The sequence below is a fragment of the Rhizobium sp. BK491 genome, from assembly GCF_014194925.1.
In the GTDB taxonomy this organism is placed as follows: Bacteria; Pseudomonadota; Alphaproteobacteria; order Rhizobiales; family Rhizobiaceae; genus Rhizobium.
Map to the genome: position 1 here is coordinate 1,112,821 of NZ_JACIAR010000001.1, position 26,854 is coordinate 1,139,674.

Here is a 26,854-nt window from a genome sequence, read left to right on the forward strand (position 1 = left end):
TACCTGCGCCAAGCGCCCGCCTGTCCCATGGGGCAAGGTGCGGACGCTCGGGTTCCTCCGTTCGGGTTTCCGTCATGCCCTAAGCGTCGATCACTCAGGGCATTTCATTAACGCACAACTTGCCTTCTAAATCGATGCAGTTCTGCAAATGCATGCATTACTCGACGAAGTCCCCGCCCCTGCTTGCCTTGAGATAGTTCAGGCCGTGAACCTGGCCAGTCATTTCGAGTGCATCGCGATAGACCGGGTCATGCCAGCCTTCGATGTCGATGGAGCCGGACCAGCCGGCCAAGCGCAGTTCGGAGATGATGTCGGTCCAGTTGCTGTCGCCGAAGCCCGGCGTGCGCATGAAGACGAACTTCTCCTTGCCAAAGATGCCGTGCTCCTTGATGACATCCCAGCGGATCGTCGCATCCTTGCCGTGGACGTGGAAAATCTTTTTCGCCCATTTGCGGATCTGCGGCAGCGGCTCGATCAGATAGACCATCTGATGGCACGGTTCCCATTCGAGGCCGAGATTATCATCCGGGGTCTCGTTGAACATCAGCTCCCACGCATCCGGATTATGCGCGATGTTCCAATCGCCGGTCGCCCAGTTGCCGTCCATGGCACAATTTTCGAAGGCGATCTTGATGCCCTTGTCGGCCGCACGCTTGGCAAGCTCGCTCCAGATCTGCTTGTAACGCGGCAGGCTGTCTGTGAGCGGCTGGTTGCGGATACGGCCGGTGAAGCCGGCAACGCAGGTCGCGCCGAAATGATGGGCGTTGTCGATGCAATCCTTCCAGCCCTGCAACGTCTGCAGATCCATCTCACGCTCTTCGAGCGGGTTGCCGAACATGCCGAGAGTCGAGATCGTGATGTCGCGGTCGCCGATGGCCTCGCGGCAGCGCTTGCCGAGTTCCGCAAGGTTCTGACCGTTGGTGCTCTGCCAGAAGAAGGGCTCGAAGCTCTCGAAGCCAAGATCGGCGATCTTGGCGATGTTCTGGGCAGCATCCTCGTTCGTCGCCCTGATCATCGTGCCGATGCGGATGGCCTTTGCCGGATTTGTCATGATGTCATTGTCCTTGTGCTGAAATGTCGACACGCCGGCCGGTCTTGGCGCTCTCAATGGCGCCTAGAACCATGGCAAGGCTGCGAATGTTGTCAGAGCTCGCCGTCTCGGGCGGCTTGCCGGTTTTGATCGCTTCGATGAAGGATGCGATGACGCTGGCGTGGCCGTGCGTCTCCTCTTCATGTTTCGGTCCGGGGACCTCGATTGAGGTGAAGCCGTGCAGCAGGCCCGGCTCGTTACCAGCAACGGCCGCTTCGAAATTCTCTTCGCCGTCCCAGGTCAGCATGCCCTTGCTGCCGGTGAGCCGCCACTCACTTTCCCAGCTCGTGCGACAACCCTCGACGCACCAGGAACCGCGATAGCTGAAGACGACATCATCGGAAAAGTCGAAGAGCGCATGCGCCGATGCGCCATGCTTGTACCAGGAGCCTACCGGGTTCTTTTCAAGGCAATAGACCGAGAGCGGCACCTTGCCGGACACGAAGCGAGCGGCATCGAAGGTGTGGATCGCCATGTCGAGCAACAGCACATTGTCCATCTCCTCGCGGAAGCCGCCGAAATGCGGACCGAGGAAGAAATCACAATGGACGCCCGTCAGCTCGCCAATCGCCCCCTCCTCGACGAAACGTCGCAGACGACGGATGCCGGAGATGAAGCGGCGATTCTGGATGATGGCATGAACTTTACCCGTCTCTGCCGCAAGCTTGATCAGAGCGGTACCTTCGGCCAGCGACGTCGCCATCGGCTTTTCGCTCAGCACATGGCAGCCGGCCTTCAGTGCCGTCGACACCACGCTGAAGCGCGCAGCCGGAATGACGATATCGAAGACCAGTTCCGCCTTGGTCGCAGCAATGACCTCGGCGAGATCGGAGCCGATGACGGCACCGTCGAGAGAGAATTCTTTCGCAAGGCTTTCGGCGGTCGCCCGATTGAGATCGACCAGACCGACAATCTGAATGGATTCGGCAAGCGCCGGCGTCGAGGCGATGGCCCTGAGCCAGCCTTTGGACATAGCTCCGCACCCGCACAAAATGGCATTAAATTTCACGATATCCTCCTGCGGGCCGTGCATTACCCCTCATGACACGCGCTCCGTAAACGTTTACGATACTATGCGAAAAGATTTTCCTGTGTCAATAGAGGAGGACTACGGAAAATGGCGCATGGAGGAAAACCGCGGCCGATGAAGGGAATTCGTCAGCTTGCCGAGCATCTCGATATCTCGATCGGCACAGTATCACGCGCATTGAACGGCAAGCCTGATGTCAACGAGGAGACCCGCAAGCGCGTGCTCGCCGCTGCCGAGCAGCTCGGCTATGTCGCCAACCAATCCGGCCGCAGCCTGCGGCAGGGCACGACGAACGTCATCGGGCTGATGATCCAATCCAGCCGGGAAACGGTTGAAAACAGCGACAATTTCTTTCTGACGGTGACGGGTGGGCTGCAGAGCGTGTTCTCCCGCCACAAGCTCGATCTCATCATGCTCCCCTGCCCACATGACGAGGATCCTTATGAATATCTGAAGCGCATGGTGGCGAGACGGATCGTGGATGCGCTGATCATCTCGGAGACGCAGCGCGTCGACAAGCGCTTCGACCTGCTTGCCAAGGCGAAAATCCCCTTCGCAGCGCTTGGCCGCAGCCTGTCAGGCACGCAGCACCCCTGGGCCGACCTCGATTTTGACGGCGTCGCCAATGCCGCCGTAGACCGGCTCGTCGCGCATGGACATCGCCGCATCGCGGTCAGCGCACCCTCAAGCGACATCAATCTCGGCTTCATCTTCGTCGATGGCTATCGCCGGGCGCTGGAGCGGCATGGCATCGACTATGATCCCGCGCTCGTCATTCGTGCCAAATCGAGCGAACAAGGCGGCTATCAGGTTGCCGACGAGTTGCTGCGCCTCGAAAACGGGCCGACGGCTGTGATCTTGATCTATGAATTGATGGCGATCGGCTTCTATCGGCGCGTGATGGAAGCCGGCATCATCCCTGGGCGCGATATAGCGGTCGTCAGCTTCCGCGAGGCGCCGCGCGCCAAATTCCTGCAGCCGGCGCTGACCTGCTTTCGCACGTCCGTGCACGATCTTGGCGTCGAGTTGGCGGAAATCCTGCTTTCCAGCATGCCCGCCTATAGTCAGGAATACCCCAGGAAGATACACCAAACGGTGTGGCCGCTCGAGCTCATCCCTGGCGAAAGCGATGCTTTCCAGCTGACTGTCAAAAAATAGTAGCGCCGAAACGCCGCACCGGCCGCTTGGACAGTTGCGACAGCGCTCCTGAGTTGCCATCTAGGACATCGCAAACAGGGGCCTGGGCTTGAGCGAAGAAACCATCACACTCTACGAAGCGATCGGCGGCGACCGAACGGTGCGGGCGCTGACATCACGCTTTTACGAATTGATGAATACGCTGCCGGAGGCGGCAAATTGCCGCGCCGTGCACCCGCCGAGCCTCGAAGGCTCGCAGGAGAAATTCTACGAATATCTGACCGGCTATCTCGGCGGGCCGCAACTCTACATCGAAAAGCGCGGCCACCCGCGCCTGCGCAGCCGGCATTTCGTCACCGCCATTGGTCCAAAGGAGCGCGACGAATGGCTACTGTGCTTCCGCCGCGCCATGGACGAGACCATCGAAAACGAAAAGCTGCGGGCCGTCATCTGGGAGCCGGTCGAACGTCTGGCTTTCCACATGCAGAACACGGAATGAGGAAAACATGAGCATCGGCGCCATAATCCGTCCGGTCACCCTGTTTATCGCCGGCATTCTCGGCGGCGGCGGTGTGGCGCTTGCCGCAGCCGCAACTCATGGCGGCGACACGCATTTCCTCGGCGCAGCCTCCACCATGAGCCTCGCACACGCCCCTGCCCTCCTGGCGCTTTATGCCGGTTATGACCGTATCCGCACCGCACCGATCGCGGCTGCCTTACTGGGATCGGGAACGCTGATCTTCGCCGGAGATCTCATCAACAGGCATTTCGGCGGCGGCTCGCTCTTTCCGATGGCCGCTCCGACGGGCGGAGTGGGCATGATTGCCGGCTGGGCGACGATAGCGCTCGGCGCCTTTTTCAGAACCGGTGTGGCCAAGGCCTGAGACAAAGCTATCTTGCCGAGGTAGGCGACGCTGCTTCAAATCCCCGGAACGACAGCGAAGCCTTCGAATTGCGGCGGTCCCCAATAGAGCCGTTTGTTATCGGCCGCATTGCGGTGCGCCGTGCGAAAATGCTCGGATTTCGTCCAGTTGATGAAATCATCTTCGCTGTGCCAGGTCGTGTGCGAGGAAAACAGCGTATAGCCCTCCTCCACGCTCGATTTTCCGCGCAGGAGGCGAAATTCGAGAAAACCCGGCACGTCCGATAGGCGGGAATCGCGCCCTCTCCAAACCTCTTCGAATTCGCCCTCCAAACCGATGACGACCTTGAAGCGGTTCATGGCGATGTACATGGCAACCTCGTTCGACGATCAGACCTTCTTGCGACGGGCGACAGTCTTATCCGCGCCGGGCGCAAAGGCAACGACATTTGCGCCATTGCGGCTCGCCGCATCCAGCGGTTGCTCCGGCGCCTCTCCCGGCTGCCGCGTCTTCCAGGCGGGAAATGTCGCGACATTTGCTGCCCGCCGTTGGTCATTGTCGCGGCGCATCAGCAATTCATAGAGTTCGGGCACAAGCCCATCACCATTCTGTGCGGCTAGCCTGTGCAGGCCGATCAGCGCAAACCCGTCGGGGCGATTATCGATCATCTTCAAGTGTCTCGTTCGTTCATGGTCTGTAGCGCCCGCTCGAGGCTGGACTTGCTGCCATTGCGCAAGGGGATAAAGGCCTTGCCAAACTTCTTACAGCCCGTCTTAACCCGCAGGCAGGCATCATGGCTGATGCAATCGATCGGGCAAAAGACGCAGTCGACCGACGGCAGCACGGTGTCGATGCGTGAAACCGCCTCGCGCAGGCCGCCATCGTGATGGATCAGTTCGGCACCAAAATTGCTGGCGATCTGGCGCAGATGCGCCACCTGGCAATCGCGGCCGCCGACATAGAGGAAGCTGCGTCCATCGAGAGTGGATTTCCCGGAAGCCTGCGCCGGTGTCTGCACTTCGCGGCTCTCGCGGCCAGAACCCCTCTTCCCCTTACGCGCCATACATCACCCGTTTGCTGGTTGCTCTTCCACGCTCGATTCCACCGAGCGTGAGGCGACCTTAATAAACATGAGTTTTGTAGTAAAGTATAAAGTTGAGAGTTTTCATCATATTTCAGACGAGAGGAACGGCTATTATCGCCCTCCGACCTGAACCGCCTGCGTGAACGGCCAAGTCGGCTTACCCAATTCGGAAGGCAGCGAGGGGAATGGGGCGGCCTTCCGCACTTGCTCGATCACAGCCTGATCCAAGCCGGAATCTCCGGAACTGCGCGCCACGGAAAGAGACCGAAGTTCGCCGTTCGAACCAATCGTCAAACGCACGACGAGTGTCAGGCCCTTTTCATACTTCGACGGTACGCGTTGCACGTAGCGTTTAATGCGGGCCTGTACTTTGCCGGTATAATTCGCAATTGCCGCATCGCCAGAGCCTGTCTTACGCGCATTCAACTGAGAATTTTGATCGGATTGCGTTGCCTCGGCGCCATCGGCGGACCCCCGCTTGGAATCCTGCTCGCTCTCACCGCGCGATCCAGACTTCACCTTCGCGACCTTTGCAACAGGCTTCTTAACTTCCTTCGGCCGTTCAACCGGCTTCGGCTTCTCCACCGGCGTCACAACCTCAGGCGGAGGCTCTGTCGGCTGAGCTTCGGCAACCTGACTATCGATAGGCTGCACCGGTTCGGCGGGCTGGATGACCGTCGTCTCGGCCGGCACCTGCGTCGCCAAAATCTGCGGCTGCTCAGGCGCGACTGCGGTGGGCTGGGTCTGCTCCACGGGCTCTACGGGCTCGGCCGTTTGCACCTGTTGCGTCTCTACTGTCTGCGGCTGAACGACAACAGGCGGCGGCGGCGACTGTTCGGGCGTGACTTCGGTCGGCTGCGGCTGCACGGCCTCAGCGGTCACTTGCTCCGGCTCCGTCTGCTCGTTCTCCTCGCCCGTAGCCATCTGATCAGCATCGGAATTGCCGATCACGATGACACTGACGGTATCGCCCGCCTCCTCCTGCGCTTCTTCCGGCGTGGCAACGAAGGTAAACAACAGCGCAATAACGATAGCGGCATGAAACAGGCAGGATCCCACGCCGGAGAAAAGCAGCGACGTCCTGCGCCCGGCAACCGATTCTCGCGCCCTTTCAGGCAGCGCGTCCATCGGTAGATGCTCCGCTACCTCAATCGGTGCAGCCTCGCTCGGATGGTCCGGATAGGAGCTGATCTGCGTAAAGCGGCTGTAATGTACCAGAGCCTCGCCGGCCGGCGGTCGCGGCACGCCCTCGAGGCCGGCCAGTTCGTGGCCGGGCAGCACGCTCGGATAGTTGTCATTCATGCCGCCATCCGCGCGGCGTGCGATGGAAACTTTCGCCGAGCGCATTGCCATGGCTTCAGCCCTCGAAAAGAACTGAGGTCTGCGAGCGGGTCGTTAATGCGGCCTTGCACTCACCTGCGGCCGGACCATCGCAGACCGGCGTATCATTGATGATGATGCGGGAGACCGTTTCGCACTTGACACCTGGCATGTCGAATTGCCGCACCCGCTTCTTGCCGAGCGGCAGGTCGCGGAAATCAAGCACGGTAACCCGGTCGACGGCATTCTTGTCGTTGAAGAAGGCAAGCTCGAAAGAGATCTTGTTGATCGGTGTCGCCATATCGTTTTCGGCAACGAAGGTCATCATGCATCCCTTCTGCGAGGGAGCCAATGCATTGAGCTCGACGGTGAGCTTGTGCGCAGCCGATGCGGGTGCCGCGGAATTCGCATCCTGAGCGAAAGCAGAAACAGAAGATGCCGCTGCAAACAGCCCCGAGGCGGCGAGCGCCAAGATCGTTTTCGTCAGCATCGGCATGTCTCCCGTATGTGTTTGACGCCGCTCGCCCGACCAGCGCGGCCTTGGCGTGTATCGGCGAAATTTTAAACTTGACTCTATAGGTATCCTATTGTGTGTTTATGAAACCATGAGTAAGAGAGTCAAGATAAATTTGGCCGCACAACGGTTCGGCCCCAGATGAATTTCAGGCAAAACTAAACAGGATGATTGCTGAGAAGACCCCTACGCCGCCGGTGCAATGCACGGCCGCACCGCAGGTAAGAATTGTCGAGAGCGCGGATATTTTCCGAGGCCAGACCGAAATCATGATCAAGCACGAGGGCGTCATCTACCGCATGAAGATTACGCGCCAAGGCAAACTCATACTCAACAAATAGGCATGACAGATGACTGAGACAACCCGCCCGACCCCCGCCGAAATTCGCGCTTTCCGCGCCGAGAACCCGAAGATGCGCGAGCGCGACATCGCTGCCCGCCTCGAGATTTCCGAAGCGGCGCTGGTCGCGGCCGAAGTCGGCATTTCGGCCACCCGCATCGATGCCAGCGTCGATCGCTTCCTGGAGCGGATCGCCTCGCTCGGCGAGATCATGGCGCTATCGCGCAACGAAAGCGCCGTGCATGAGAAAATCGGCGTCTATGAGAACATGAAATTCGGCGCGCAGGCGGCGATCGTGCTTGGCGAGAATATCGACCTGCGCATCTTTCCGAAGCGCTGGGTTCATGGCTTTGCCGTCACCAAGACCGACGGCGATCAGATGAGGCTCAGCCTGCAGTTCTTCGACAAGGCCGGCGATGCCGTCCACAAGGTGCATCTGCGCCCCGATTCGAATGTCGAAGCCTATCACACCATGGTCGCCGAACTGCGCGTCGAAGACCAGTCGCAGGAATTCGCCGAGGATCGTTCAGGTTACGACAATGGCGCGACGGACGGCGATGTCAGCCGCGACGAGCTGCGCGACCATTGGAGCCGCATGACCGATACGCACGAATTCTTCGGCATGCTGAAAAAGCTGAAGATCGGCCGCCAGAACGCGATCCGCACCGTTGGCGATGATTACGCATGGAAACTGGATGCCGGTGCCGTCGCTGAAATGATGCATGCCTGCGTGCGCGAGGGCCTGCCGATCATGTGCTTCGTCGCCAACGAAGGCACCGTGCAGATTCATTCCGGCCCGATCCACAACGTGCAGACCATGGGTCCCTGGATCAACGTCATGGACCCGACCTTCCATCTGCATTTGCGTCAGGACCACATCGCCGAGGCATGGGTCGTGCGCAAGCCGACCAAGGACGGCCACGTCACCTCGCTCGAGGCCTATAATGCCAAGGGCGAGATGATTATCCAGTTCTTCGGCAAGCGGAAGGAAGGCTTCGATGAGCGCCGTGATTGGCGCGCTATCCTGGAAAACCTGACGAGATCAGGCGCCAGTGTCGCCGCATAAGAGATGGTGCATGATGATGTTTAAGAACCTCAAGCACATTCGGCCATGGGAAATCGCGCTCACCATGGTGGTGATGGTCCTGCCGCTCGTGCCGGCCAATCCGATCGCCGGGCTCGGGAGCTTCGTGCGTCACGCGCACGCCGCCGAAACGGCCAAGACGCCGGATACGTCTCGCCTCGTCTCCATCGGCGGCGATGTCACCGAAATCGTCTATGCGCTCGGCGAAGAGAAGCGGCTCATCGCCCGCGATTCCACCAGCCTTTATCCGAAGGAAGCGACCAAGCTTCCCGATATCGGCTATATGCGCGCGCTATCGCCGGAAGGTATCCTGGCCGTCAATCCCACAGCCATCATCGCGGTGGAAGGTTCCGGCCCGCCGGAAGCCTTGGCCGTGCTGCGCAATGCCAGCCTCCCTTTCGAGACCGTGCCCCAGACCTACGATCGCGACGGCATTCTGAAAAAGATCGAAGTCGTCGGCACGCTGCTTGGCGTGCCGGACAAGGCCAAGACCCTGGAAGACAAGGTCGCCGCCGATCTCGATGCCGCGATCAATGATTCCGACAAGCGCCCGGAGGCCGAGCGCAAGCGCGTCCTCTTCGTGCTCAGCAACCAGAACGGCAAGATCATGGCTTCGGGCACCAATACGGCCGCCGACGGCATCATCAAGCTGACCGGCGCCACCAATGCGATCAGCGGCTTCTCCGGCTACAAGTCGGTGACGGACGAAGCGATCATCGAAGCCAAGCCCGACGTCATCCTGATCATGGATCGCGAGGGACCGCTATCGATGTCGAACGAAGACCTCCTGAAGCAACCCGCCATTTCGCTGACGCCGGCCGCGAGCCACAAGGCAGTCGTGCGCATGGACGGCCTGCATTTGCTCGGTTTCGGACCACGCACGGCCAGCGCCATCCGCGAGCTGAACGCGGCGATCTACGGAGGCTGACGTGGCATTCAACGATGCCGTGGCAGGGCTGAAACAGATGTCGCAAACCACGGCACGCCGACGTGAGGGGGATCGCACCGCGCTTGCGATCCTCGTCATCGCCGGCTTGGTCATGGTTTCGGCCGTTGCCTTTCTCTTTTCGATCACGACAGGCGCGTCGAATGCTTCGGTCATCGACGTGATAACGGGCATGCTGAGCGGCAGCGCGGAAAGCACCCTCAGCATCCGCGACCGCATCGTCATTTTCGATATCCGCCTGCCCCGCGCCGTCCTCGGCTTCCTGATAGGCGGCGGGCTGGCGGTTTCGGGTGCGGTCATGCAGGGCCTCTTCCGCAATCCGCTCGCCGATCCCGGCCTGATCGGCGTATCTGCTGGCTCCAGCCTCGGTGCGGTCGCCATGATCGTCCTCGGTGGCGGCGTGCTCGCCCCTCTCGCGCATCTCTTCGGGATCTTTTCCCTGCCGATCGCCGCCTTCATCGGCGGTCTGGCGACGACGATATTGCTTTATAAGGTTGCGACCCAGTACGGACAGACATCGATCGCAACCATGCTGCTGGCCGGCATCGCGCTCGGTTCGCTTGCGCTGGCGGCAACCGGAATCCTCATTTACATGGCCGACGACCGGCAGTTGCGCGACTTGACCTTCTGGAGCATGGGATCACTGGCGGGCTCGACCTGGAGCAAGGTCGCAGGTGCCGGCCCGATCATCGTCCTTTCGCTTCTGCCCCTTCCCTTCATGGCACGCGGACTGAACGCGCTGACGCTCGGCGAAGCGGCCGCTTTCCACATGGGGATATCAGTACAACGGCTGAAGAATATAGCGGTCGTCAGCGTGGCCGCGGCGGTCGGTGCCTCCGTCGCCGTCAGCGGCGGCATCGGCTTCGTCGGCATTGTCGTGCCTCACATCCTGCGCATGGTGATCGGGCCGGACCATCGCTTTCTGCTTCCGGCTTCAGCCTTACTCGGGGGCTCGCTGCTTGTCATTGCCGATGTCGGTGCCCGCATCCTCGTTTCTCCGGCCGAGCTGCCGATCGGCATTCTGACGGCCGGCGTCGGCGGTCCGTTCTTCCTGTGGATGCTGCTCAGGCAGCGCTCGCGCCTCAGCCTATGAGCCTGCGATGATCGACGTTTCCAATCTGAGCGTCCGGCTTGCCGGCAAACCGGTCGTTGAGGACATATCCTTCACGGCCGAGGCCGGAACGCTGACGGCAATCTGCGGGCCGAACGGTTCCGGCAAGACCACGACCATGAAAGCCATTTCCGGCGAACTCGCCTATCGCGGCAGCGCCCGAATGAACGGCACTGAGATTGCCGGCCTCAAGGCCTGGCAACTTGCCGAAATGCGGGGCGTGCTGCCGCAGGCAAGCTCGATCTCCTTCCCCTTTAGGGTCCGCGAGATTGTCCGCATGGGCCTGACAAGCGGGCGCAACCGTCATCCGGAGCAGGCTGACCGCACCGCGACGGAGGCGCTCGCCGCCGTCGATCTCGACGGCTTCGAAGGGCGCTTCTATCAGGAGCTTTCCGGCGGCGAACAGCAACGCGTGCAGCTCGCCCGGGTGCTATGTCAGATTTCCGAGCCCATCATAGACGGCAGGCCGTGCTGGCTGCTTCTCGATGAGCCGGTCTCCAGCCTCGACATCAGTCATCAGCTCACCATCATGACGCTTGCCCAGCAATTCTGCCGGCGGGGCGGCGGCGTTATCGCCGTCATGCATGACCTCAATCTCACTGCACTTTTTGCCGACCGGATGGTCCTGCTGAAGGGTGGCCGGCTGCAGGCCAGGGGTTCGGTCGAAGATGTGCTGACCGATCGGCATCTTCAGGACGTCTTCGGCTGCAATTTGCGGGTCAATCTGGTTCCCGCCGATGGTGCTCCATTCGTCCTCGCTCATAGCGCGCTCGACGGCTGAGGCCCTCGATCCGGCGGCTTCTGGAACCTTTTGTTGCATCCGCGCGTTGAGAGCGGGTGATCGAAATCAATGTCGCGACCACCAACGGTGTGTCAAATGACCTCCGATCATTGCGAATAACAGGTGCCTTCGGGCGCCGAAGCAAAGCGAAAGGGAGCTGAACATGGCTACATCCATCCTTCATTCGGCGCGCGGCAAGCGTAACGGCAGCAGCCTGCACGATGTCGAGGCAAGCATCGAAGATCAAATCGAGTCGCTGCGCGAAGAAGTTGCAGCCTTTGCCAAGTTGATCGGTGAGAGCGGCACGAGGCATGGTAAGAAATTGCGTGCGACCGCCGAATCCAATTTGGACGATCTGACGGTTCGCGGTGAGGAGCTGCTGCGCGATCTGCAGCGCGGCTATACGAGAGGTTCGCGCGAAGTGCGCAGGACCGTGCGCCAGCATCCCGTCGCCACGATCGGCGCGGCGGCTGCATTGGGCCTTGCCGTCGCTCTGCTTCTGTCTCGCCGCTAGGGTGGCGGGATGATCGCCCCGATTCTCGGCCTGCTCCTGTCAGGCACATTCAACCGTACCGTTGCGCGAACCAAGCGCAACGGTATTTTCATCGTGATCGCGGCTCTCTTCCTGCTGACGGCCTATGCCTTCGCGCTTATAGCGGCAGCCATCTGGCTGGCAACGATCTATGGCGGGGCGGTTTCTGCCCTGCTGATTGCCGCAGGTGCCCTGTTGCTAGGGCTGATCGTCCTCGTCATTATGGCCATCATCAATCAGCAGGAGAAACGGCAGGCCCGAGAACGTTTGCTGGCGATGGAATCGATGGCAGCAGCAGCGCTCGGCCTGGTGCGCAAGCAACCGCTGATGACTGCGGCCATCGCCGCCGCTCTTCTCTTCGGAAATCTGTTCGGCGCGCGCGACGAAGACGATTGATCCGGCATTTCCAAATCGACAAACGCCCGCAAAGCGAAATCGTCGCCTTGCCGACAACTTGGCACGAAGCTTGTGAAGCCATAAGTAAGTTGTAACGATAAAAGGCCCGGTCTATAGCGCCGGGCCTTTTCTTAGAGCATTTTCTTGTTTTTACGCCGTTCCGGACGCAAAACCGCTTCGCACTTTTGCTGGAACTGCTCTAGAAAGCGAATGCCTTTGATGTCAGCGGTGCCGAGGTGGCGTCCGGACCAAAATCTGCCTCGCCGGAAATATCCAGCAATTCTTGCAGGCGCTGGCGCGCGCGATTGACGCGGCTCTTGATGGTGCCGACCGCGCAGCCGCAGATCTCGGCGGCTTCCTCATAGGAAAACCCCGACGCCCCCACAAGGATGATGGCTTCGCGCTGATCCGGCGGCAGCTGGTCCAGGGCCTTGCGGAAGTCCTGCAGGTCGACAGCGCCATATTGCGGCGGATGCGTCGCCATCGATTCCGTGAACACGCCGTCGCTATCCTGCACCTCACGGCCGCTCTTGCGCATCTGGCTGTAAAGCTCGTTGCGCAGGATGGTGAAGAGCCAGGCCTTCATGTTGGTGCCCATTTCGAAATGATCCTGCTTGGCCCACGCCTTCATGATCGTATCCTGGACGAGATCATCCGCCCGGTCGTGACGGCCGGTCAGCGAAATGGCGAAGGCCCGGAGGCTCGGAAGGGCTGCGAGAAGTTCGCGCTTGAAGCTCGTTTGCGTTTCCATGGCGCGCCCTCCTATTCGGAGACCTTTGCCGAGGCCATGCTTTCCGCCCGATCGAGCTTCTCTAAGAGGTCGAGAAAGCGATCGGGAATAGCCTCATCCTGCACGGCGGCATAAAACGAGCGCAATCGGTTGCCGATCTGATTATTGGGATCGAGGATATCCACCGCGCGCAGGTCCGATGTCTTCTTGTCTGCGTCCTCGTGATTCTGGATAGTCATTTAACCCGCTCGCTTTTCACTTTTCTCGCGTTCATGAATAAGACGCCCTTGTCTCCCGTCCGGAAGACCGATCGCCCCCAATCAAAACAATGCCTAACGAATCGTAAAGGTTGAGGTCCACTGATTGTAAGCATTGTAATGCGACTGCCTAAAAAAAGTTCCGACAAAGAGGAACTTTTTTACTCAACTGACGTTCTCTTAGTTGTTGCGGCCTTTGGGCTGTATTTAATTAGAATGTTATAAAAGGCGGGAGCCATTGATGACACTTTCCACACGCATTGCGCCGCATCTTCCTTACTTGCGGCGCTATTCACGTGCCTTGACCGGAACGCAGACGTCAGGGGACGCCTATGTTGCTGCGGTTTTGGAAGCCATCATCGCCGACATATCCATCTTTCCGGACACGGACAGCGACCGTGTCGCACTCTATAAACTGTTCACCAAGCTGTTCGGTTCCGTAACACTTCAGATTACTGAACCGGCATCTCCCTTTGCCTGGGAACAACGCGCCACCGTGAACCTTTCCAAGGTTTCGCCGCTTGCTCGACAGGCATTCCTGCTTGCCTCCGTTGAAAGTTTCCGCCTCGGAGAGATCGCCGATATCCTCGACGTTTCGGAAAGCGACGCGATGCACCTGCTTGACACTGCCTCCCAGGAAATCTCCCGCCAAGTGGCGACTGATATCATGATCATCGAGGACGAACCGCTGATCGCGATGGATATCGAGCAGATGGTGGAAAGCCTCGGCCATCGCGTCACCGGCATCGCCCGTACACACGCGGAAGCGGTCGCGCTCTACAATGCGACGAAACCGAGCATGGTGCTTGCCGATATCCAGCTTGCCGACGGCAGCTCCGGCATCGATGCCGTCAACGACATCCTCAAGACTGCCAGCATCCCGGTGATCTTCATCACTGCCTTCCCGGAGCGGCTGCTGACGGGCGAACGGCCGGAGCCGACCTTCCTTGTGACCAAGCCTTTCAATCCAGACATGGTGAAGGCCCTCATCAGCCAGGCACTCTTCTTTAACGAAACCACAAAGGTGGCTGCCTGATTCAAGTGAAAACCCTGCGGCGGAACAAAGACCATGACCGGGCGTTTGGGTGCGAAACGGCCGGTTTACCGACTGTTATCCGGGACGATTCTATAGGTCGGTTCAAGTTGTTACGAATGGGAACGCCCTATCGGCGGGGTTTCCAAAATGCGTGTGAAAGGCAAGCCGGTGAATACGTCTGAACCATTACCCGGCGCGCCTTTGAGTTTGGAAGGCAAGGCCGCTCTGATGGAGCGGGCGCTCGCGAGCGCCAGTGTGTCCGTTCTGTTTCAGGATGTAAATCTCTCGATCCGTTATGCCGACAATCTGCCGGATCATCTGCAGCCGTCTGTCGTCATAGGCGGGAATGATTCACATCTCTTCGGCGAAAAGGACGGCGAGCATCTTTCCCGATTGAAGCGCGGCGTGCTCGACAGCGGCAGGCCGGCAACCGCCGAGGTCGAAATCGCCAGCGGCGACGGCATACGCATCTATGAGCTGAAAATAGAGCGAGTCGGCGGGCGCAAGCCGCAGGGCGTGCTGTCGGTCATCTCGGAAATCACCGAAAGCCGCCACCGCGAAAAAGTGCTGAAGTCGCTGCTGCGCGAACTGTCGCACCGCTCCAAGAACCTGCTCGCCATCATTCAGGGCATCGCCACGCAGACGGCCCGACACACGCTTTCCGTCGACAATTTCCTCATCAAGTTCCGCGGTCGCCTCCAATCCCTGTCGAATTCGCAGGATCTCATCACCGATTCCAGCTGGCGGGGCGCCTATCTCTTCGAACTGGCGGAAAAGCAGTTCGCACCCTATTGGCCCGATGCCGGCGTGCCCATGCCGATCTATGGCATCAATGCCCATCTGACGCCCAATGCGGCCGTGCATCTGGGCCTTGCTCTGCATGAGCTCATCGTCAATTCCGCATCTCATGGCGCCATCTCGACCGGCGCAACCAGCATCACGCTGAACTGCAGGGAAGCCGAACTCGACGGCAAGAAGGCGATCGAAGTGGCATGGTCGGAACGATTCTACACATCCTCCGATCACGAGTTCGAAGACAACAGCTTCAGCCGAACGGTGCTTGAGCGCGTCGTACCGACATCCATGAACGGCCGCGCTGACTTCGCCATTGACGACGGAAGCATCGGCTATCGAATCACCATTCCCGAAACTGAATATGAAATCCTGAGACGCCGCTAAGGCTGACAACGGCGACAAAATAAAACAGCCAGTGCGAGGGCGGCGCACTGGCTGCTTTGCACTCATCGGGAGGGGACCGTGAGTAGAAGTCCTGAGACGTATTGGGCGTGCATCGGGAGATGCGATCATCGTCAGGACATCGACATAACGATGCTGCATGGCCTTGGTTCCATGCAGACCCAAAAAAATTCATCAGTCTTTCACATTTCGGGCGACCGCAGAGATGATGCTTATCGGCCCATAGGCGGGTGCTCGCCATCCTCATCACACCCCGATCTCTTTGGGGCCTTGCTCTAAGAAAGTAAAAAACCAATTAAATCATATGCTTAAAGCAATGATCGGCCGCCCTCCTGAATTAGTCCTTCCATGGTTGAAGAACGCCCAGCGGCACGCTTTGCCTCCAAAATTTTACCGTTTGATAAATTTTTTAAGCTGAGTTACCGTTCCAGTACTAGCCGTTTACTATAAGAGGGAACTTCAATGGGACGACTGGAAACTGGGATTCATAAAGGCAGGCTCACGCCCGCCGAATATGATGCAAACTTTTCCGATCTTCACCCGCGCCTCACCAAGCATGAGGCGCTGGTCGCATCCGACCGCTGTTATTTCTGCTACGACGCGCCGTGCATGACGGCCTGTCCCACTTCCATCGACATTCCGATGTTCATCCGCCAGATCTCGACGGGTAATCCGATCGGCTCGGCCAAGACGATCTTCGATCAGAACATCCTCGGCGGCATGTGCGCCCGCGTCTGTCCCACCGAACAGCTCTGCGAGCAGGCTTGCGTACGCAACACTGCCGAAGAGCGCCCCGTCGAGATCGGCCGGCTGCAGCGCTACGCGACCGACGCGGCGATGGCTGAGAACAAGCAGTTCTATTCGCGCGCCGCGTCAACCGGCAAGAAGATCGCCGTCATCGGCGCCGGCCCAGCAGGCCTCGCCTGCGCTCACCGCCTCGCGGTCAACGGCCATGACGTCACCATCTTCGACGCCCGCGAAAAGGCCGGCGGCCTGAACGAATACGGCATCGCCACCTACAAGGCAGTCGACGACTTCGCTCAGAAGGAAGTCGATTACGTGCTTGCGATCGGCGGCATCGAGGTCAAGAACGGCCAGGCGCTCGGCCGCGATTTCAGCCTTTCCGACCTCTCCCAGCAATATGACGCCGTCTTCCTGGGCCTCGGCCTTGCCGGCGTCAACGCGCTGCGCGCCGAAGGCGAGGATCTCGATGGTGTCGCCGATGCCGTCGCATATATCGCCGACCTTCGCCAGGCCGGCAACAAAGCCGATATCGCCATCGGCCGCCGCGTCGTCGTTCTCGGCGGTGGCATGACCGCGATCGATGCGGCTGTGCAGGCAAAACTGCTTGGCGCCGAAGAAGTGACGATCTGCTATCGCCGCGGCAAGGAACACATGAACGCCTCGGAATTCGAGCAGGATCTGGCCACCTCCAAGGGCGTCATCATCCGGCATTGGCTCGCCCCAAAGCGCATCCTCGACAAGGACGGCAAGGTCGCTGGAATCGAGGTCGAATATACCGAGCTGCGCGACGGCAAGCTCGTTGGCACCGGCGATGTCGGCGTCATCGCCGCCGACCAGATCTTCAAGGCGATCGGCCAGACGTTCGAGGCATCGGGCCTCGGCGCGCTGCGTATGGAATCCGGCCGCATCGCCATCGATGGCGAGGGCCGGACCTCGATCGAAGGCGTATGGGCCGGCGGCGACTGCGTGCTTGGTGGCGATGACCTGACGGTCTCGGCCGTGGCACAGGGTCGCGACGCGGCCGAATCCATCAACCGTGCGCTCGCTGCCGCCAAGGCGGCCGCTGCAGTCGCCTGAAAGGAGAACCGACATGGCTGATCTCCGCAATAATTTCGTTGGCATCAAGTCTCCGAACCCGTTCTGGCTCGCCTCCGCGCCGCCGACCGACAAGGCCTATAACGTCGAGCGCGCCTTCAAGGCGGGCTGGGGCGGCGTAGTCTGGAAGACGCTCGGTGAAGAAGGCCCGCCTGTCGTCAACGTCAACGGCCCGCGCTACGGCGCGATCTGGGGCGCCGACCGCCGTCTCCTCGGCCTCAATAACATCGAGCTGATCACCGACCGCGACCTCTACACCAACCTGCGGGAAATGAAGCAGGTGAAGAAGAACTGGCCGGATCGCGCGCTGATTGCCTCGATCATGGTGCCTTGCGAGGAGCAGGCTTGGAAGGCGATCCTGCCGTTGGTTGAGGAAACGGAAGCCGACGGCATCGAGCTCAACTTCGGCTGTCCCCACGGCATGTCCGAACGCGGCATGGGCTCCGCGGTCGGACAGGTGCCGGAATATATCGAAATGGTCGTGCGCTGGTGCAAGCAATACACGCGCATGCCGGTCATCACCAAGCTGACGCCGAATATCACCGATATCCGCAAGCCCGCTCGCGCCGCCAAGGCCGGCGGCACGGATGCGGTCTCGCTGATCAACACGATCAACTCGATCGTCTCGGTCGACCTCGATAATTTCGCTCCGAACCCGACTGTCGGCGGCAAGGGCAGCCATGGCGGCTATTGCGGCCCGGCCGTCAAGCCGATCGCGCTCAACATGGTGGCAGAAATCGCTCGCGATCCGGAAACCTACGGCCTGCCGATATCGGGAATCGGCGGCATCACCACCTGGCGCGATGCGGCGGAATTCCTGGTGCTCGGTGCCGGCAACGTGCAGGTGTGCACGGCGGCCATGACCTACGGCTTCAAGATCGTCGAGGAGATGATCACGGGCCTTTCCGATTGGATGGACGAAAAGGGTCACCGCAGCCTGGACGACGTCATCGCCCGCGCCGTGCCGAATGTCTCCGACTGGCAATATCTGAACCTCAACTACATCGCCAAGGCGAAGATCGACCAGGATGCCTGCATCAAGTGCGGCCGCTGTCACATTGCCTGCGAAGACACCTCGCATCAGGCGATCACCAACTTCGTCGATGGCGTCAGGCGCTTCGAGGTGATGGAAGAGGAATGCGTCGGCTGCAATCTCTGCGTCAACGTCTGCCCCGTCGAGAACTGCATCACGATGGAAGAGCTTCCGGCAGGCAGCCTCGACAAGCGCACCGGCAAGGTCGTCGACCCGAACTACGCCAACTGGACGACCCATCCGAACAATCCGATGGCTCGGCAGGCGGCGGAATAACTGCGGCAATATCGGCAAGCATTCTAAAGGCGGTCGCAGCTTGCTGCGGCCGCCTTCTTCGTAACCGAGATCCGCACGATCGAATTAGGGAACTTTAACTCGTTCACCTGCGATATGCAGCGCTATGCTTCCGGGATCGCGCCGCCGCTCAGCTATGGCGAATGCGAAGCCCGTCGACGAAAAGCTGTTCCAGATAGCGGGCGGCATCCTCGAAGCGCCCCTCGCCTGAATGCTCCGGTCCCAAGACCGCACGCACTTGTACATCGAAATCCGCATAGTGCTGCGTGGTCGACCAGATCGAGAAGATCAGGTGATAGGGGTCGCATTTGGCGATCTTGCCGTTCCGGGCCCAGGTGCGGATGACTTCCGCCTTCTCATCGACAAGGGCTTTCAACGGCCCGCGCAGCTCATCCTCCACATGCGGCGCACCCTGCAGCATCTCATTGGCAAACAGACGGCTTTCGCGTGGAAAATCGCGGGCCATTTCGAGCTTGCGGCGGATATAGGACCGGATCTCGCTTTCCGGATCACCGTTGGCATCGAAGGCGCGTAGCGGTTCCAACCAGGTAAACAGCACCCTGTCGATCAAGGCCCGATGCATCGCCTCCTTGGTGCGGAAATAGTAAAGCAGATTGGGCTTCGACATGCCGGCGACTTCGGCGATCTGGTCGATGGTCGAGCCACGAAAGCCGCTGACAGAAAACACGTCCAGCGCGGCTTCCAGTATGATTTCCTCTTTCTCTTCCTGAATTCGGGTGCGGCGCTGCGTCCTGGCGGCTCTGGGGATGGCCATATCTGCTCTGTTTCTCCTTGAAATCCAAGCCTTTCGGCCGTTCCCTCATTCACCCTGTCGATGCATCGGATTTCGGCAATCGCCTGAAATTTTATCGGAAATTTTCGTGCTTTTCGTCTTGAGCCGCGCCACGGAAGTTGTAATGTTTACCAATCGGTCAAATTATCTGTCAGATGTCTCCTAAAGGCAACTGGCGATTTCCGGGCAAGAAAAACAAGACGACGCTCCGGAATTTGAAATAAGACCAACGGGAACAATTTCGGGCATGCGCCTTGCGTGCCCCAGGACAAACAGGTGAGGATTGCATCATGGTGGCAGCGCCAGGAGAAAACATGCGTATCAACGGCGATCGCCTTTGGGATACGCTGATGGACATGGCGAAGATCGGCCCTGGCATTGCCGGCGGCAACAATCGCCAAACGCTGACCGATGCCGATGCCGAAGGACGCAGCCTTTTCAAGACCTGGTGCGACAAGGCCGGCCTGACTGTCGGCGTCGACAAGATGGGTACGATGTTCGCCACTCGCCCCGGCACCGACCCAGCTGCGCTCCCCGTCTATGTCGGTTCGCATCTCGATACCCAGCCGACCGGAGGCAAGTATGACGGCGTCCTCGGTGTGCTCGCAGCGCTCGAAGTCGTCCGCACGATGAACGACCTCGGCATCAAGACCAAGCACCCGATTGTCGTCACCAACTGGGCCAACGAGGAAGGCGCGCGCTTCGCACCCGCGATGCTCGCCTCCGGCGTCTTTGCCGGCGTGCACACACTGGACTATGCCTATGGCCGCAAGGATCCGGACGGCAAGACCTACGGCGAAGAGCTGAAGCGCATCGGCTGGCTTGGCGACGAAGAGGTCGGCGCTCGCAAGATGCATGCCTATTTCGAATATCACATCGAGCAGGGCCCGATCCTCGAAGCCGAGGACAAGACCATCGGCGTCGTCACGCACTGTCAGGGCCTCTGGTGGCTGGAATTCACGCTGACCGGCAAGGAAGCCCATACCGGTTCGACGCCAATGAATCTCCGCGTCAACGCCGGCCTTGCCATGTCGCGTATCATCGAGATGGTGCAGAGCGTCGCGATGGAAAACCAGCCGGGGGCCGTCGGCGGCGTCGGCCAGGTTTTCTTCTCGCCGAATTCGCGCAACGTGTTGCCGGGCAAGGTGGTCTTCACTGTCGACATCCGCACGCCCGACAAGGAAAAGCTCGATCGCATGCGTGCCAAGATCGAAGCCGAAGGCAAGAAGATCGCCGATGCCCTCGGCGTCGGCTGCACGGTCGAAGCCATCGGCCATTTCGAGCCGGTGACTTTCGATCCGAAGCTCGTCACTTCCGTGCGCAACGCGGCCGAGAAACTCGGCTACAGCCACATGAACATCATCTCCGGTGCCGGCCACGATGCCTGCTGGGCTGCCAAGGTCGCCCCCGCCACCATGGTCATGTGCCCCTGCGTCGGCGGCCTCTCCCACAACGAGGCGGAAGAAATCTCCAAGGAATGGGCGACCGCCGGCGCGGATGTGCTGTTCCACGCAGTCGTCGAGACGGCGGAGATCGTGGCGTGACCACGGCTCACGCCCAACCAGCCCCCTCATCCGTCCTTCGGGCACCTTCTCCCCGAGGGGCGAAGCGGGAATTCGCTGCAGCTTTCGATTTCATATTCTCGACATTGGCTATGAGGCTATTGTTTGACCGGCAGGGTACATCAGAAACTCCCTTCTCCCCTCGGGGAGAAGGTGCCCGAAGGGCGGATGAGGGGGTACCACCGATGCCGGACAACAATGACATCACCAAACGCCGCCCCGGTAAAACGCAGCACGCACGCCGTCTTCGCAAGAACGACACCGAAGAAGAATACCGTCTTTGGAGCGATCTGCGCGATCGCCGCCTGAACGGACACAAGTTCACTCGACAGTTTCCCCTTGGTCCCTACGTGGTTGATTTTCTCTGCCGCGATAAGTCGCTAATCGTCGAAATCGACGGCTTCCAGCATTCCGAGTCCCCTTCCGACACCGTTCGTACGCGTTGGCTCAATACGCATGGCTACTCGGTGTTGAGATTCTGGAATCATGAGATCACCCAGGAGCGCCGGGTGGTTTTGGAAACAGTTCTCGCTGCACTCGAGGGACGGATATTCGAAAGAGACGACATTCTGCGCTTCTATCCTGCGATCAAGCTGATGGAGCGTGGCAATAAATGATGTATTTGAACCATACCCCCTCATCCGCCCTTCGGGCACCTTCTCCCCGAGGGGAGAAGGGAATTCCCGCCGCAGCACCATCTTTCTCAACAAACCGCCTTCGCAGTCAGAAATTGAGTTGCGCCAAAGGCTCGCCGCGCCTCCCCTTCTCCCCTCGGGGAGAAGGTAGCCTGAAGGGCCGGATGAGGGGGCGCTGCAAGTGCCAGAGTTTCAAAAACAGGGGACAGACACCATGAGCACAGTTATCAAGGGTGGAACCATCGTCACGGCCGACCTGACCTATAAGGCGGACGTGAAGATCGAAGGCGGCAAGATCGTCGAAATCGGGCAGAATCTCTCGGGCAACGAAGTGCTCGATGCCTCCGGCTGTTACGTCATGCCCGGCGGCATCGATCCGCACACACATCTCGAAATGCCGTTCATGGGAACCTATTCCTCCGACGATTTCGAGAGCGGCACCCGCGCTGCCCTTGCCGGTGGCACGACCATGGTGGTGGATTTTGCACTTCCCTCACCCGGCCAGTCGCTGCTCGAGGCGCTGACCATGTGGGACAACAAGTCCACTCGCGCCACCTGCGACTATTCCTTCCACATGGCGATCACCTGGTGGGGCGAGCAGGTCTTCAACGAGATGGAAGCCATCGTCCGCGACAAGGGCATCAACACCTTCAAGCATTTCATGGCCTATAAGGGCGCGCTGATGGTGGATGACGACGAGATGTTCTCTTCTTTCCAGCGCTGCGCCGAGCTTGGCGCATTGCCGCTCGTCCACGCCGAAAACGGCGATGTGGTCGCACAGATGCAGGCAAAGCTGCTGGCCGAAGGCAATAACGGTCCGGAGGCGCATGCCTACTCCCGCCCGGCCGAGGTCGAAGGCGAGGCAACGAACCGGGCCATCATGATCGCCGACATGGCCGGTTCGCCCGTCTACATCGTCCATACCTCTTGCGAACAGGCGCACGAAGCCATCCGCCGCGCCCGTCAGAAAGGCATGCGCGTTTACGGCGAGCCGCTGATCCAGCACCTGACGCTCGACGAAAGCGAATATGCCAACGCGGATTGGGACCATGCCGCCCGCCGCGTCATGTCGCCGCCCTTCCGTAACAAGCAGCATCAGGACAGCCTCTGGGCCGGTCTTGCCTCCGGCTCGCTGCAGGTGGTCGCGACCGACCACTGCGCCTTTACCACCGAGCAGAAGCGCTTCGGCCTCAACGACTTCACCAAGATCCCGAATGGCACCGGCGGCCTTGAGGATCGCCTGCCGATGCTCTGGACCTACGGCGTCAACACCGGCCGCCTGACGATGAACGAATTCGTCGCCGTCACATCGACCAACATCGCCAAGATCCTCAACGTCTATCCGAAGAAGGGCGCGATCCTTGTCGGCGCCGATGCCGATATCGTCGTCTGGGATCCGAAGCGCTCTAAGACCATCGCCGCCAAGACGCAGCAATCGGCGATCGACTACAATGTCTTCGAGGGCAAGGAAGTCACCGGCCTGCCACGCTATACGCTGACGCGGGGCGTGGTGGCCATCGAGGAAGGCACGGTCAAGACCCGGGAAGGCCACGGCGAGTTCGTCAGGCGTGATCCCTTCACCGCCGTCAACCGCGCGCTTTCGACCTGGAAAGAAGTCACAGCGCCGCGCAAGGTGCAGCGCAGCGGCATCCCCGCCAGCGGGGTATGACGCTTGGGCACGGCGCTTCGGCTCATCGGCCGCCTAGAGCAATTCCAGGAAAAGTGCATAGCGGTTTTCCGTCCGAAATTGCGTAAAAACAAAGAGATAGAGCATTTTCGCGATTCGAAGAAAAGCGAAACAGCTCTAGCGCGGCACATACCGCTCCAGATCCGGCAGCAGGACCACGCTTTCCTGCTCGTTCGGATCTGTGCGGGCGATGACCGCTGTCGCCGGCCGGTCGCTGAGGTTCGCGGGAAGATGCGGAACGCCGGCCGGAATATAGAACATCTCGCCTTCGCGGACGATGACGTGTTCTTCCAGCCGGTCGCCGAACCAGCAATGCGTCTCCCCGGAAATCGCATAGATCGCTGTCTCATGCGAGGCGTGAAGATGCGCCTTGGCGCGGGCGCCGGGCGGGATCGTCAAAAGATGCATGCAGATCCCCGTCGAGCCCACTGTCTCGGCGGCAATCCCTTCAAAATAGCTGAAGCCCTGTTTTCCGGCATAGGCGCTGCCGGGCCGCACGACATGGCAGGTGGGCTTCGATGAGACATTCATGGCATTGCTCCCCTCGGTCCAGCAGCCACAAGGCGCCCTCGCCTCTCCTGACTGCGGCAATGCCAAACAAGATAACATGCAATCCGCCCCAACCATGCGGCGAAAACAGGACTGGTAGGTGTTAATGACGTCATCCGCTTCCTCCGTCGTCTCCGCGCGGAATCTCTGTCTCACCTACGATACGAACGACGGGCCGGTGAATGCGCTGAGCAATGTGGATCTCGATGTTCGCAAGGGCGATTTCGTCTCCTTCATCGGCCCCTCCGGCTGTGGCAAGACCACCTTTCTGCGGGTGATTGCCGATCTTGAGCGAAAGACATCAGGCGACATCTCCGTCAACGGCATGTCGCCGGAAGATGCCCGCAAGGCCCGCGCCTACGGCTACGTCTTTCAGGCCGCAGCCCTCTATCCCTGGCGAACGATCGAAAAGAACATCGCCCTGCCGCTTGAGATCATGGGCTATGACAGGCAAGAGCAGGCCAAGCGCATCGCGCGGACCCTCGACCTCGTCAATCTCAATGGCTTCGAGCACAAGTTCCCCTGGCAGCTTTCAGGCGGCATGCAACAGCGAGCCTCGATCGCCCGCGCGCTGGCCTTCGATGCCGATCTGCTGCTGATGGACGAGCCCTTCGGCGCGCTGGACGAAATCGTCCGCGACCACCTGAACGAACAACTTCTGAAGCTATGGAAGCAGACGAACAAGACCATTTGCTTCGTCACCCACTCCATCCCGGAAGCTGTCTATCTCTCCACCAAGATCGTGGTCATGTCGCCGCGGCCGGGCCGCGTCACCGATGTCATCGAATCGACGCTTCCGACAGAGCGACCGCTCGACATTCGCGAAACGCCGGAATTCCTGGAAATCGCTCACCGCGTCCGGGAAGGACTGAGAGCGGGGCACAGCTATGAGGAATAGGACGATGGATAGCTCCGTCGCGCGACAGCCCTTCGCCCTAGCCCTCCCTCCGTGCACGGGGACGGCATGAGCATGGAAAAGGAACAGTTCTTCAAGCACAAGTTCCTGCCGGTCACGACGATCGTCCTGGCGATCATCCTGCTCTGGTATGTCTTCGCCGTCATCCTCAACGCACCGTTCCAGCGCGATCTCGACCGGCGCGGTAATGTCACCCCGACGACGGTGGAATTCATCGGCAAGACGCTGTCGCAGCCGAAGCCGACTCTGCCTGCGCCGCATCAGGTAGCGCAGAATGTCTTCGAAAACACTTTCCTGCGGGTTCCTACGAGCAATCGCAGCCTCGTCTACAATGCATGGATAACGCTGGCGCCGACGGCGGTCGGCTTCGCATTCGGCACAATCCTCGGCGTCCTCTTTGCAGTTGGCATCGTTCACCTCGTCGCACTCGACCGCAGTCTCATGCCCTGGATCATCGCGTCGCAGACCATCCCGATCCTCGCCATTGCGCCGACGATCATCGTCGTCTTCAGTGCCCTTGGCATAGACGGATTGATCCCGAAAGCGCTGATTTCCACCTATCTATCGTTCTTCCCGGTCACCGTCGGCATGACAAAGGGTCTTCGTTCGCCGGAAATCATGCATCTCGACCTGATGCGCACCTATAATGCCAGCAGCTGGCAGACCTTCTGGAAGTTGCGCGTGCCGGCTTCGGTCCCGTTCCTCTTCACCTCTATGAAGGTTGCGATTGCCGCAAGCCTGGTCGGAACGATCGTCGGCGAGCTGCCGACGGGCGCGGTCGCCGGCATCGGCGCAAAGCTGCTCGCCGGCTCCTACTACAGCCAGACGATCGATATATGGGCAGCTCTCGTCGCAGGCTCCGTCCTCGCGGCGGTCCTCGTCGGTATCGTCAGCATCGCTGCCCGCATTGTCGACCGTTCGATGGGAGGCAGAACGGCATGAGATCCTTTCATTTCTCCTGGCAAGGCATGCTTGCCATTCTTCTCTGTCTGTTGGCGATCCCCGCGTTGCCGATGCTTGCGGCGGATGCCGCGGCACCCGTCAGCAGCGGAACGACCTTCGTCATCTTCATTCTGATTGCCGCAGCGGCCGCCCTCTCCTTCATGCGCCTATCCGCAGATCTGAGCGCGGCGACACTCTTCTTCGGCGCGCATGCGGCGGGATGGCTGCTGCTTGCCGGAATTTCCGGCAATGAAGGCAAGGCGCAAGCGTCCTTCTTCATTCTGATTGCCGCCGCCTGGTTGCTGGCCTGGCGCTGCGTTTCCGTCCTATCGTCGATGCGGTCGCATTCGACCGCCGGCAATTATACGCTGCGGCTGCTGATCCCGGCGATCTTCGGCATATGGATACTGATCATCTGGGAAGCCGTCACTCGCGGCGCCGGCGTTTCTCTGGTCCTTTTGCCGCCGCCGAGTGCCATCGGCGCCAGGATCGTCAATTCGATTCCAACATTATGGATCGATGTCCGCCAGACGATCCTCACCGCTGTCCTGATCGGCTACATCATCGGCTGCGCCAGCGGCTTCATCGTCGCCATTCTCGCGGATCGCTTCGCCTTCCTGCGCCGCGGTCTGCTGCCCATCGGCAATTTCGTCTCGGCCCTGCCGATCATCGGCGTCGCGCCGATTATGGTCATGTGGTTCGGCTTCGATTGGCAATCGAAAGCCGCCGTCGTCGTCATCATGACCTTCTTCCCGATGCTGGTGAATACGGTGACGGGCCTTGCCGCCGCCGGCAATATGGAACGCGACCTGATGCGGACCTACGCGTCGAGCTACTGGCAGACGCTTTTCAAGCTGCGGCTTCCGGCCGCCGCTCCCTTTATTTTCAATGCGCTGAAGATCAACTCGACCCTGGCGATGATTGGTGCCATCGTGGCGGAGTTCTTTGGCACGCCCATGTCGGGCATGGGCTTTCGCATTTCAACCGAAAATGGCCGGTTGAACCTCGATATGGTCTGGGCCGAGATCGCGGTTGCCGCGATCGCCGGCTCGGTCTTTTACGGTATCGTCGCCATCATCGAACGAATGGTGACGTTCTGGCATCCGTCTATCCGTGGTGGGCAGGCGTAATCCAGGATCTCTTCAAAGGGATCGAG

The 26,854-nt window shown here is 60.0% G+C and carries 30 protein-coding genes and 1 pseudogene; 20 read left to right on the forward strand and 11 right to left on the reverse strand.

The genetic code is table 11. The annotated features are described in order from the left end of the window. Nucleotides 1-157 precede the first annotated feature (157 nt). Nucleotides 158-1,051: a sugar phosphate isomerase/epimerase gene (locus FHX05_RS05535; protein WP_112334879.1), complete on the reverse strand. Its 894-nt coding sequence runs from the start codon at nucleotides 1,049-1,051 to the stop codon at nucleotides 158-160. 4 nt (nucleotides 1,052-1,055) lie between these two features. Further along, the gene (locus tag FHX05_RS05540; RefSeq protein ID WP_183870901.1) at nucleotides 1,056-2,099 is read right to left on the reverse strand and encodes a Gfo/Idh/MocA family oxidoreductase; all 1,044 of its coding nucleotides are present in this window, start codon (nucleotides 2,097-2,099) and stop codon (nucleotides 1,056-1,058) included. Between the two features lie 135 nt (nucleotides 2,100-2,234). Between FHX05_RS05540 and FHX05_RS05545 the strand changes: the two genes are divergently transcribed. The 3 genes from FHX05_RS05545 to FHX05_RS05555 all read left to right on the forward strand — a co-directional run bounded on the left by FHX05_RS05545 (nucleotide 2,235) and on the right by FHX05_RS05555 (nucleotide 4,141). Next, nucleotides 2,235-3,278 (forward strand): substrate-binding domain-containing protein, encoded by a 1,044-nt coding sequence (locus FHX05_RS05545; protein ID WP_183870902.1) that lies wholly within the window; start codon nucleotides 2,235-2,237, stop codon nucleotides 3,276-3,278. Nucleotides 3,279-3,366: 88 nt separating this feature from the next. Further along, the gene (locus FHX05_RS05550) at nucleotides 3,367-3,756 is read left to right on the forward strand and encodes a group II truncated hemoglobin (protein WP_183870903.1); all 390 of its coding nucleotides are present in this window, start codon (nucleotides 3,367-3,369) and stop codon (nucleotides 3,754-3,756) included. A 7-nt stretch (nucleotides 3,757-3,763) separates the two neighbouring features. Continuing rightward, the gene (locus tag FHX05_RS05555; RefSeq protein WP_183870904.1) at nucleotides 3,764-4,141 is read left to right on the forward strand and encodes a DUF423 domain-containing protein; all 378 of its coding nucleotides are present in this window, start codon (nucleotides 3,764-3,766) and stop codon (nucleotides 4,139-4,141) included. A 35-nt stretch (nucleotides 4,142-4,176) separates the two neighbouring features. On the opposite strand, the gene FHX05_RS05560 is transcribed toward FHX05_RS05555, so the two are convergent. The 5 genes from FHX05_RS05560 to FHX05_RS05580 form a co-directional block, all read right to left on the reverse strand. Further along, nucleotides 4,177-4,491, reverse strand: a complete 315-nt coding sequence (locus FHX05_RS05560) for an antibiotic biosynthesis monooxygenase (RefSeq protein ID WP_183870905.1) — start codon at nucleotides 4,489-4,491, stop codon at nucleotides 4,177-4,179. Between the two features lie 18 nt (nucleotides 4,492-4,509). Continuing rightward, nucleotides 4,510-4,788, reverse strand: coding sequence for a hypothetical protein (locus FHX05_RS05565; protein WP_183870906.1), 279 nt, complete (start codon nucleotides 4,786-4,788; stop codon nucleotides 4,510-4,512). A 2-nt stretch (nucleotides 4,789-4,790) separates the two neighbouring features. Continuing rightward, on the reverse strand, nucleotides 4,791-5,183 hold the full coding sequence (locus tag FHX05_RS05570; RefSeq protein ID WP_183870907.1) for a DUF2325 domain-containing protein: 393 nt from the start codon (nucleotides 5,181-5,183) through the stop codon (nucleotides 4,791-4,793). Between the two features lie 132 nt (nucleotides 5,184-5,315). Beyond that, nucleotides 5,316-6,557, reverse strand: a complete 1,242-nt coding sequence (locus tag FHX05_RS05575; RefSeq protein WP_183870908.1) for an energy transducer TonB — start codon at nucleotides 6,555-6,557, stop codon at nucleotides 5,316-5,318. A 4-nt stretch (nucleotides 6,558-6,561) separates the two neighbouring features. Next, on the reverse strand, nucleotides 6,562-7,014 hold the full coding sequence (locus FHX05_RS05580) for a hypothetical protein (RefSeq protein ID WP_112411514.1): 453 nt from the start codon (nucleotides 7,012-7,014) through the stop codon (nucleotides 6,562-6,564). A 191-nt stretch (nucleotides 7,015-7,205) separates the two neighbouring features. Between FHX05_RS05580 and FHX05_RS05585 the strand changes: the two genes are divergently transcribed. The 7 genes from FHX05_RS05585 to FHX05_RS05615 all read left to right on the forward strand — a co-directional run bounded on the left by FHX05_RS05585 (nucleotide 7,206) and on the right by FHX05_RS05615 (nucleotide 12,228). Then, entirely contained in the window at nucleotides 7,206-7,379 is a 174-nt protein-coding gene (locus FHX05_RS05585) for a hemin uptake protein HemP (RefSeq protein WP_183870909.1), read from the forward strand. A gap of 9 nt (nucleotides 7,380-7,388) precedes the next feature. Next, entirely contained in the window at nucleotides 7,389-8,444 is a 1,056-nt protein-coding gene (locus FHX05_RS05590; RefSeq protein WP_112415449.1) for a ChuX/HutX family heme-like substrate-binding protein, read from the forward strand. Between the two features lie 10 nt (nucleotides 8,445-8,454). Beyond that, nucleotides 8,455-9,390, forward strand: a complete 936-nt coding sequence (locus FHX05_RS05595; RefSeq protein WP_183870910.1) for a hemin ABC transporter substrate-binding protein — start codon at nucleotides 8,455-8,457, stop codon at nucleotides 9,388-9,390. Nucleotides 9,391-9,427: 37 nt separating this feature from the next. After that, entirely contained in the window at nucleotides 9,428-10,501 is a 1,074-nt protein-coding gene (locus tag FHX05_RS05600) for an iron ABC transporter permease (protein ID WP_183871190.1), read from the forward strand. Between the two features lie 7 nt (nucleotides 10,502-10,508). Further along, the gene (locus FHX05_RS05605; RefSeq protein WP_183870911.1) at nucleotides 10,509-11,300 is read left to right on the forward strand and encodes a heme ABC transporter ATP-binding protein; all 792 of its coding nucleotides are present in this window, start codon (nucleotides 10,509-10,511) and stop codon (nucleotides 11,298-11,300) included. Between the two features lie 163 nt (nucleotides 11,301-11,463). Beyond that, a complete protein-coding gene (locus FHX05_RS05610; RefSeq protein ID WP_183870912.1) occupies nucleotides 11,464-11,814 on the forward strand; it encodes a DUF883 family protein in 351 nt (116 codons plus the stop codon). 9 nt (nucleotides 11,815-11,823) lie between these two features. After that, complete coding sequence (locus FHX05_RS05615; RefSeq protein WP_183870913.1) at nucleotides 11,824-12,228, forward strand: hypothetical protein; 405 nt, start codon at nucleotides 11,824-11,826, stop codon at nucleotides 12,226-12,228. 199 nt (nucleotides 12,229-12,427) lie between these two features. Here FHX05_RS05615 and FHX05_RS05620 read toward each other — a convergent pair whose 3' ends face one another. Beyond that, a complete protein-coding gene (locus FHX05_RS05620; protein WP_112334892.1) occupies nucleotides 12,428-12,979 on the reverse strand; it encodes an RNA polymerase sigma factor in 552 nt (183 codons plus the stop codon). Between the two features lie 11 nt (nucleotides 12,980-12,990). Next, nucleotides 12,991-13,197, reverse strand: coding sequence for a NepR family anti-sigma factor (locus tag FHX05_RS05625; RefSeq protein ID WP_112334893.1), 207 nt, complete (start codon nucleotides 13,195-13,197; stop codon nucleotides 12,991-12,993). A gap of 259 nt (nucleotides 13,198-13,456) precedes the next feature. Here FHX05_RS05625 and FHX05_RS05630 point away from each other — a divergent pair, with 259 nt between their 5' ends. The 4 genes from FHX05_RS05630 (at nucleotide 13,457) to preA (ending at nucleotide 18,596) form a co-directional block, all read left to right on the forward strand. Beyond that, nucleotides 13,457-14,251: a response regulator gene (locus FHX05_RS05630; RefSeq protein ID WP_015340816.1), complete on the forward strand. Its 795-nt coding sequence runs from the start codon at nucleotides 13,457-13,459 to the stop codon at nucleotides 14,249-14,251. 147 nt (nucleotides 14,252-14,398) lie between these two features. Continuing rightward, nucleotides 14,399-15,430 carry a sensor histidine kinase gene (locus tag FHX05_RS05635; protein WP_112604528.1) on the forward strand — a complete coding sequence of 344 codons (1,032 nt, stop codon included), beginning with the start codon at nucleotides 14,399-14,401 and terminating at the stop codon, nucleotides 15,428-15,430. A gap of 480 nt (nucleotides 15,431-15,910) precedes the next feature. After that, a complete protein-coding gene (locus FHX05_RS05640; protein WP_112415446.1) occupies nucleotides 15,911-17,269 on the forward strand; it encodes an NAD(P)-dependent oxidoreductase in 1,359 nt (452 codons plus the stop codon). Between the two features lie 13 nt (nucleotides 17,270-17,282). After that, complete coding sequence (gene preA, locus FHX05_RS05645) at nucleotides 17,283-18,596, forward strand: NAD-dependent dihydropyrimidine dehydrogenase subunit PreA (protein WP_112415445.1); 1,314 nt, start codon at nucleotides 17,283-17,285, stop codon at nucleotides 18,594-18,596. A 148-nt stretch (nucleotides 18,597-18,744) separates the two neighbouring features. On the opposite strand, the gene FHX05_RS05650 is transcribed toward preA, so the two are convergent. Further along, nucleotides 18,745-19,389, reverse strand: coding sequence for a TetR family transcriptional regulator C-terminal domain-containing protein (locus tag FHX05_RS05650; protein ID WP_112415444.1), 645 nt, complete (start codon nucleotides 19,387-19,389; stop codon nucleotides 18,745-18,747). 308 nt (nucleotides 19,390-19,697) lie between these two features. On the opposite strand from FHX05_RS05650, the gene FHX05_RS05655 reads away from it, so the two are divergent. From FHX05_RS05655 to hydA, 3 genes and pseudogenes are all read left to right on the forward strand, one after another. Further along, a complete protein-coding gene (locus tag FHX05_RS05655) occupies nucleotides 19,698-20,951 on the forward strand; it encodes a Zn-dependent hydrolase (protein ID WP_112604522.1) in 1,254 nt (417 codons plus the stop codon). Between the two features lie 149 nt (nucleotides 20,952-21,100). Further along, nucleotides 21,101-21,586, forward strand: a pseudogene (locus FHX05_RS05660) (DUF559 domain-containing protein); the annotation flags it as partial. 232 nt (nucleotides 21,587-21,818) lie between these two features. After that, nucleotides 21,819-23,273 (forward strand): dihydropyrimidinase, encoded by a 1,455-nt coding sequence (hydA, locus tag FHX05_RS05665; protein WP_112604516.1) that lies wholly within the window; start codon nucleotides 21,819-21,821, stop codon nucleotides 23,271-23,273. A 135-nt stretch (nucleotides 23,274-23,408) separates the two neighbouring features. Here hydA and FHX05_RS05670 read toward each other — a convergent pair whose 3' ends face one another. After that, complete coding sequence (locus FHX05_RS05670) at nucleotides 23,409-23,822, reverse strand: cupin domain-containing protein (RefSeq protein WP_183870915.1); 414 nt, start codon at nucleotides 23,820-23,822, stop codon at nucleotides 23,409-23,411. 124 nt (nucleotides 23,823-23,946) lie between these two features. Here FHX05_RS05670 and FHX05_RS05675 point away from each other — a divergent pair, with 124 nt between their 5' ends. The 3 genes from FHX05_RS05675 to FHX05_RS05685 all read left to right on the forward strand — a co-directional run bounded on the left by FHX05_RS05675 (nucleotide 23,947) and on the right by FHX05_RS05685 (nucleotide 26,828). Further along, nucleotides 23,947-24,738 (forward strand): ABC transporter ATP-binding protein, encoded by a 792-nt coding sequence (locus FHX05_RS05675; RefSeq protein WP_183870916.1) that lies wholly within the window; start codon nucleotides 23,947-23,949, stop codon nucleotides 24,736-24,738. A gap of 72 nt (nucleotides 24,739-24,810) precedes the next feature. Then, nucleotides 24,811-25,698 carry an ABC transporter permease gene (locus FHX05_RS05680; protein ID WP_183871191.1) on the forward strand — a complete coding sequence of 296 codons (888 nt, stop codon included), beginning with the start codon at nucleotides 24,811-24,813 and terminating at the stop codon, nucleotides 25,696-25,698. Beyond that, entirely contained in the window at nucleotides 25,695-26,828 is a 1,134-nt protein-coding gene (locus FHX05_RS05685; RefSeq protein WP_183870917.1) for an ABC transporter permease, read from the forward strand. Before FHX05_RS05680 ends, FHX05_RS05685 begins: the two co-directional genes overlap by 4 nt. Nucleotides 26,829-26,854: the final 26 nt, after the last annotated feature.

Bases quoted from the DNA above. Each gene is read 5' to 3' on its own strand.
- FHX05_RS05615 (WP_183870913.1), top strand. From the start codon at position 11,824: ATGATCGCCCCGATTCTCGGCCTGCTCCTGTCAGGCACATTCAACCGT.
- FHX05_RS05630 (WP_015340816.1), top strand. From the start codon at position 13,457: ATGACACTTTCCACACGCATTGCGCCGCATCTTCCTTACTTGCGGCGC.
- FHX05_RS05635 (WP_112604528.1), top strand. From the start codon at position 14,399: ATGCGTGTGAAAGGCAAGCCGGTGAATACGTCTGAACCATTACCCGGC.
- FHX05_RS05685 (WP_183870917.1), top strand. From the start codon at position 25,695: ATGAGATCCTTTCATTTCTCCTGGCAAGGCATGCTTGCCATTCTTCTC.
- FHX05_RS05535 (WP_112334879.1), bottom strand. From the start codon at position 1,051: ATGACAAATCCGGCAAAGGCCATCCGCATCGGCACGATGATCAGGGCG.
- FHX05_RS05620 (WP_112334892.1), bottom strand. From the start codon at position 12,979: ATGGAAACGCAAACGAGCTTCAAGCGCGAACTTCTCGCAGCCCTTCCG.
- FHX05_RS05545 (WP_183870902.1), top strand. From the start codon at position 2,235: ATGAAGGGAATTCGTCAGCTTGCCGAGCATCTCGATATCTCGATCGGC.
- FHX05_RS05680 (WP_183871191.1), top strand. From the start codon at position 24,811: ATGGAAAAGGAACAGTTCTTCAAGCACAAGTTCCTGCCGGTCACGACG.
- FHX05_RS05590 (WP_112415449.1), top strand. From the start codon at position 7,389: ATGACTGAGACAACCCGCCCGACCCCCGCCGAAATTCGCGCTTTCCGC.
- FHX05_RS05555 (WP_183870904.1), top strand. From the start codon at position 3,764: ATGAGCATCGGCGCCATAATCCGTCCGGTCACCCTGTTTATCGCCGGC.
- hydA (WP_112604516.1), top strand. From the start codon at position 21,819: ATGAGCACAGTTATCAAGGGTGGAACCATCGTCACGGCCGACCTGACC.
- FHX05_RS05610 (WP_183870912.1), top strand. From the start codon at position 11,464: ATGGCTACATCCATCCTTCATTCGGCGCGCGGCAAGCGTAACGGCAGC.
- FHX05_RS05580 (WP_112411514.1), bottom strand. From the start codon at position 7,014: ATGCTGACGAAAACGATCTTGGCGCTCGCCGCCTCGGGGCTGTTTGCA.
- FHX05_RS05675 (WP_183870916.1), top strand. From the start codon at position 23,947: ATGACGTCATCCGCTTCCTCCGTCGTCTCCGCGCGGAATCTCTGTCTC.
- FHX05_RS05570 (WP_183870907.1), bottom strand. From the start codon at position 5,183: ATGGCGCGTAAGGGGAAGAGGGGTTCTGGCCGCGAGAGCCGCGAAGTG.
- FHX05_RS05605 (WP_183870911.1), top strand. From the start codon at position 10,509: ATGATCGACGTTTCCAATCTGAGCGTCCGGCTTGCCGGCAAACCGGTC.
- preA (WP_112415445.1), top strand. From the start codon at position 17,283: ATGGCTGATCTCCGCAATAATTTCGTTGGCATCAAGTCTCCGAACCCG.
- FHX05_RS05600 (WP_183871190.1), top strand. From the start codon at position 9,428: ATGTCGCAAACCACGGCACGCCGACGTGAGGGGGATCGCACCGCGCTT.
- FHX05_RS05575 (WP_183870908.1), bottom strand. From the start codon at position 6,557: ATGGCAATGCGCTCGGCGAAAGTTTCCATCGCACGCCGCGCGGATGGC.
- FHX05_RS05595 (WP_183870910.1), top strand. From the start codon at position 8,455: ATGATGATGTTTAAGAACCTCAAGCACATTCGGCCATGGGAAATCGCG.
- FHX05_RS05670 (WP_183870915.1), bottom strand. From the start codon at position 23,822: ATGAATGTCTCATCGAAGCCCACCTGCCATGTCGTGCGGCCCGGCAGC.
- FHX05_RS05625 (WP_112334893.1), bottom strand. From the start codon at position 13,197: ATGACTATCCAGAATCACGAGGACGCAGACAAGAAGACATCGGACCTG.
- FHX05_RS05640 (WP_112415446.1), top strand. From the start codon at position 15,911: ATGGGACGACTGGAAACTGGGATTCATAAAGGCAGGCTCACGCCCGCC.
- FHX05_RS05655 (WP_112604522.1), top strand. From the start codon at position 19,698: ATGGTGGCAGCGCCAGGAGAAAACATGCGTATCAACGGCGATCGCCTT.
- FHX05_RS05560 (WP_183870905.1), bottom strand. From the start codon at position 4,491: ATGTACATCGCCATGAACCGCTTCAAGGTCGTCATCGGTTTGGAGGGC.
- FHX05_RS05585 (WP_183870909.1), top strand. From the start codon at position 7,206: ATGATTGCTGAGAAGACCCCTACGCCGCCGGTGCAATGCACGGCCGCA.
- FHX05_RS05650 (WP_112415444.1), bottom strand. From the start codon at position 19,389: ATGGCCATCCCCAGAGCCGCCAGGACGCAGCGCCGCACCCGAATTCAG.
- FHX05_RS05565 (WP_183870906.1), bottom strand. From the start codon at position 4,788: ATGATCGATAATCGCCCCGACGGGTTTGCGCTGATCGGCCTGCACAGG.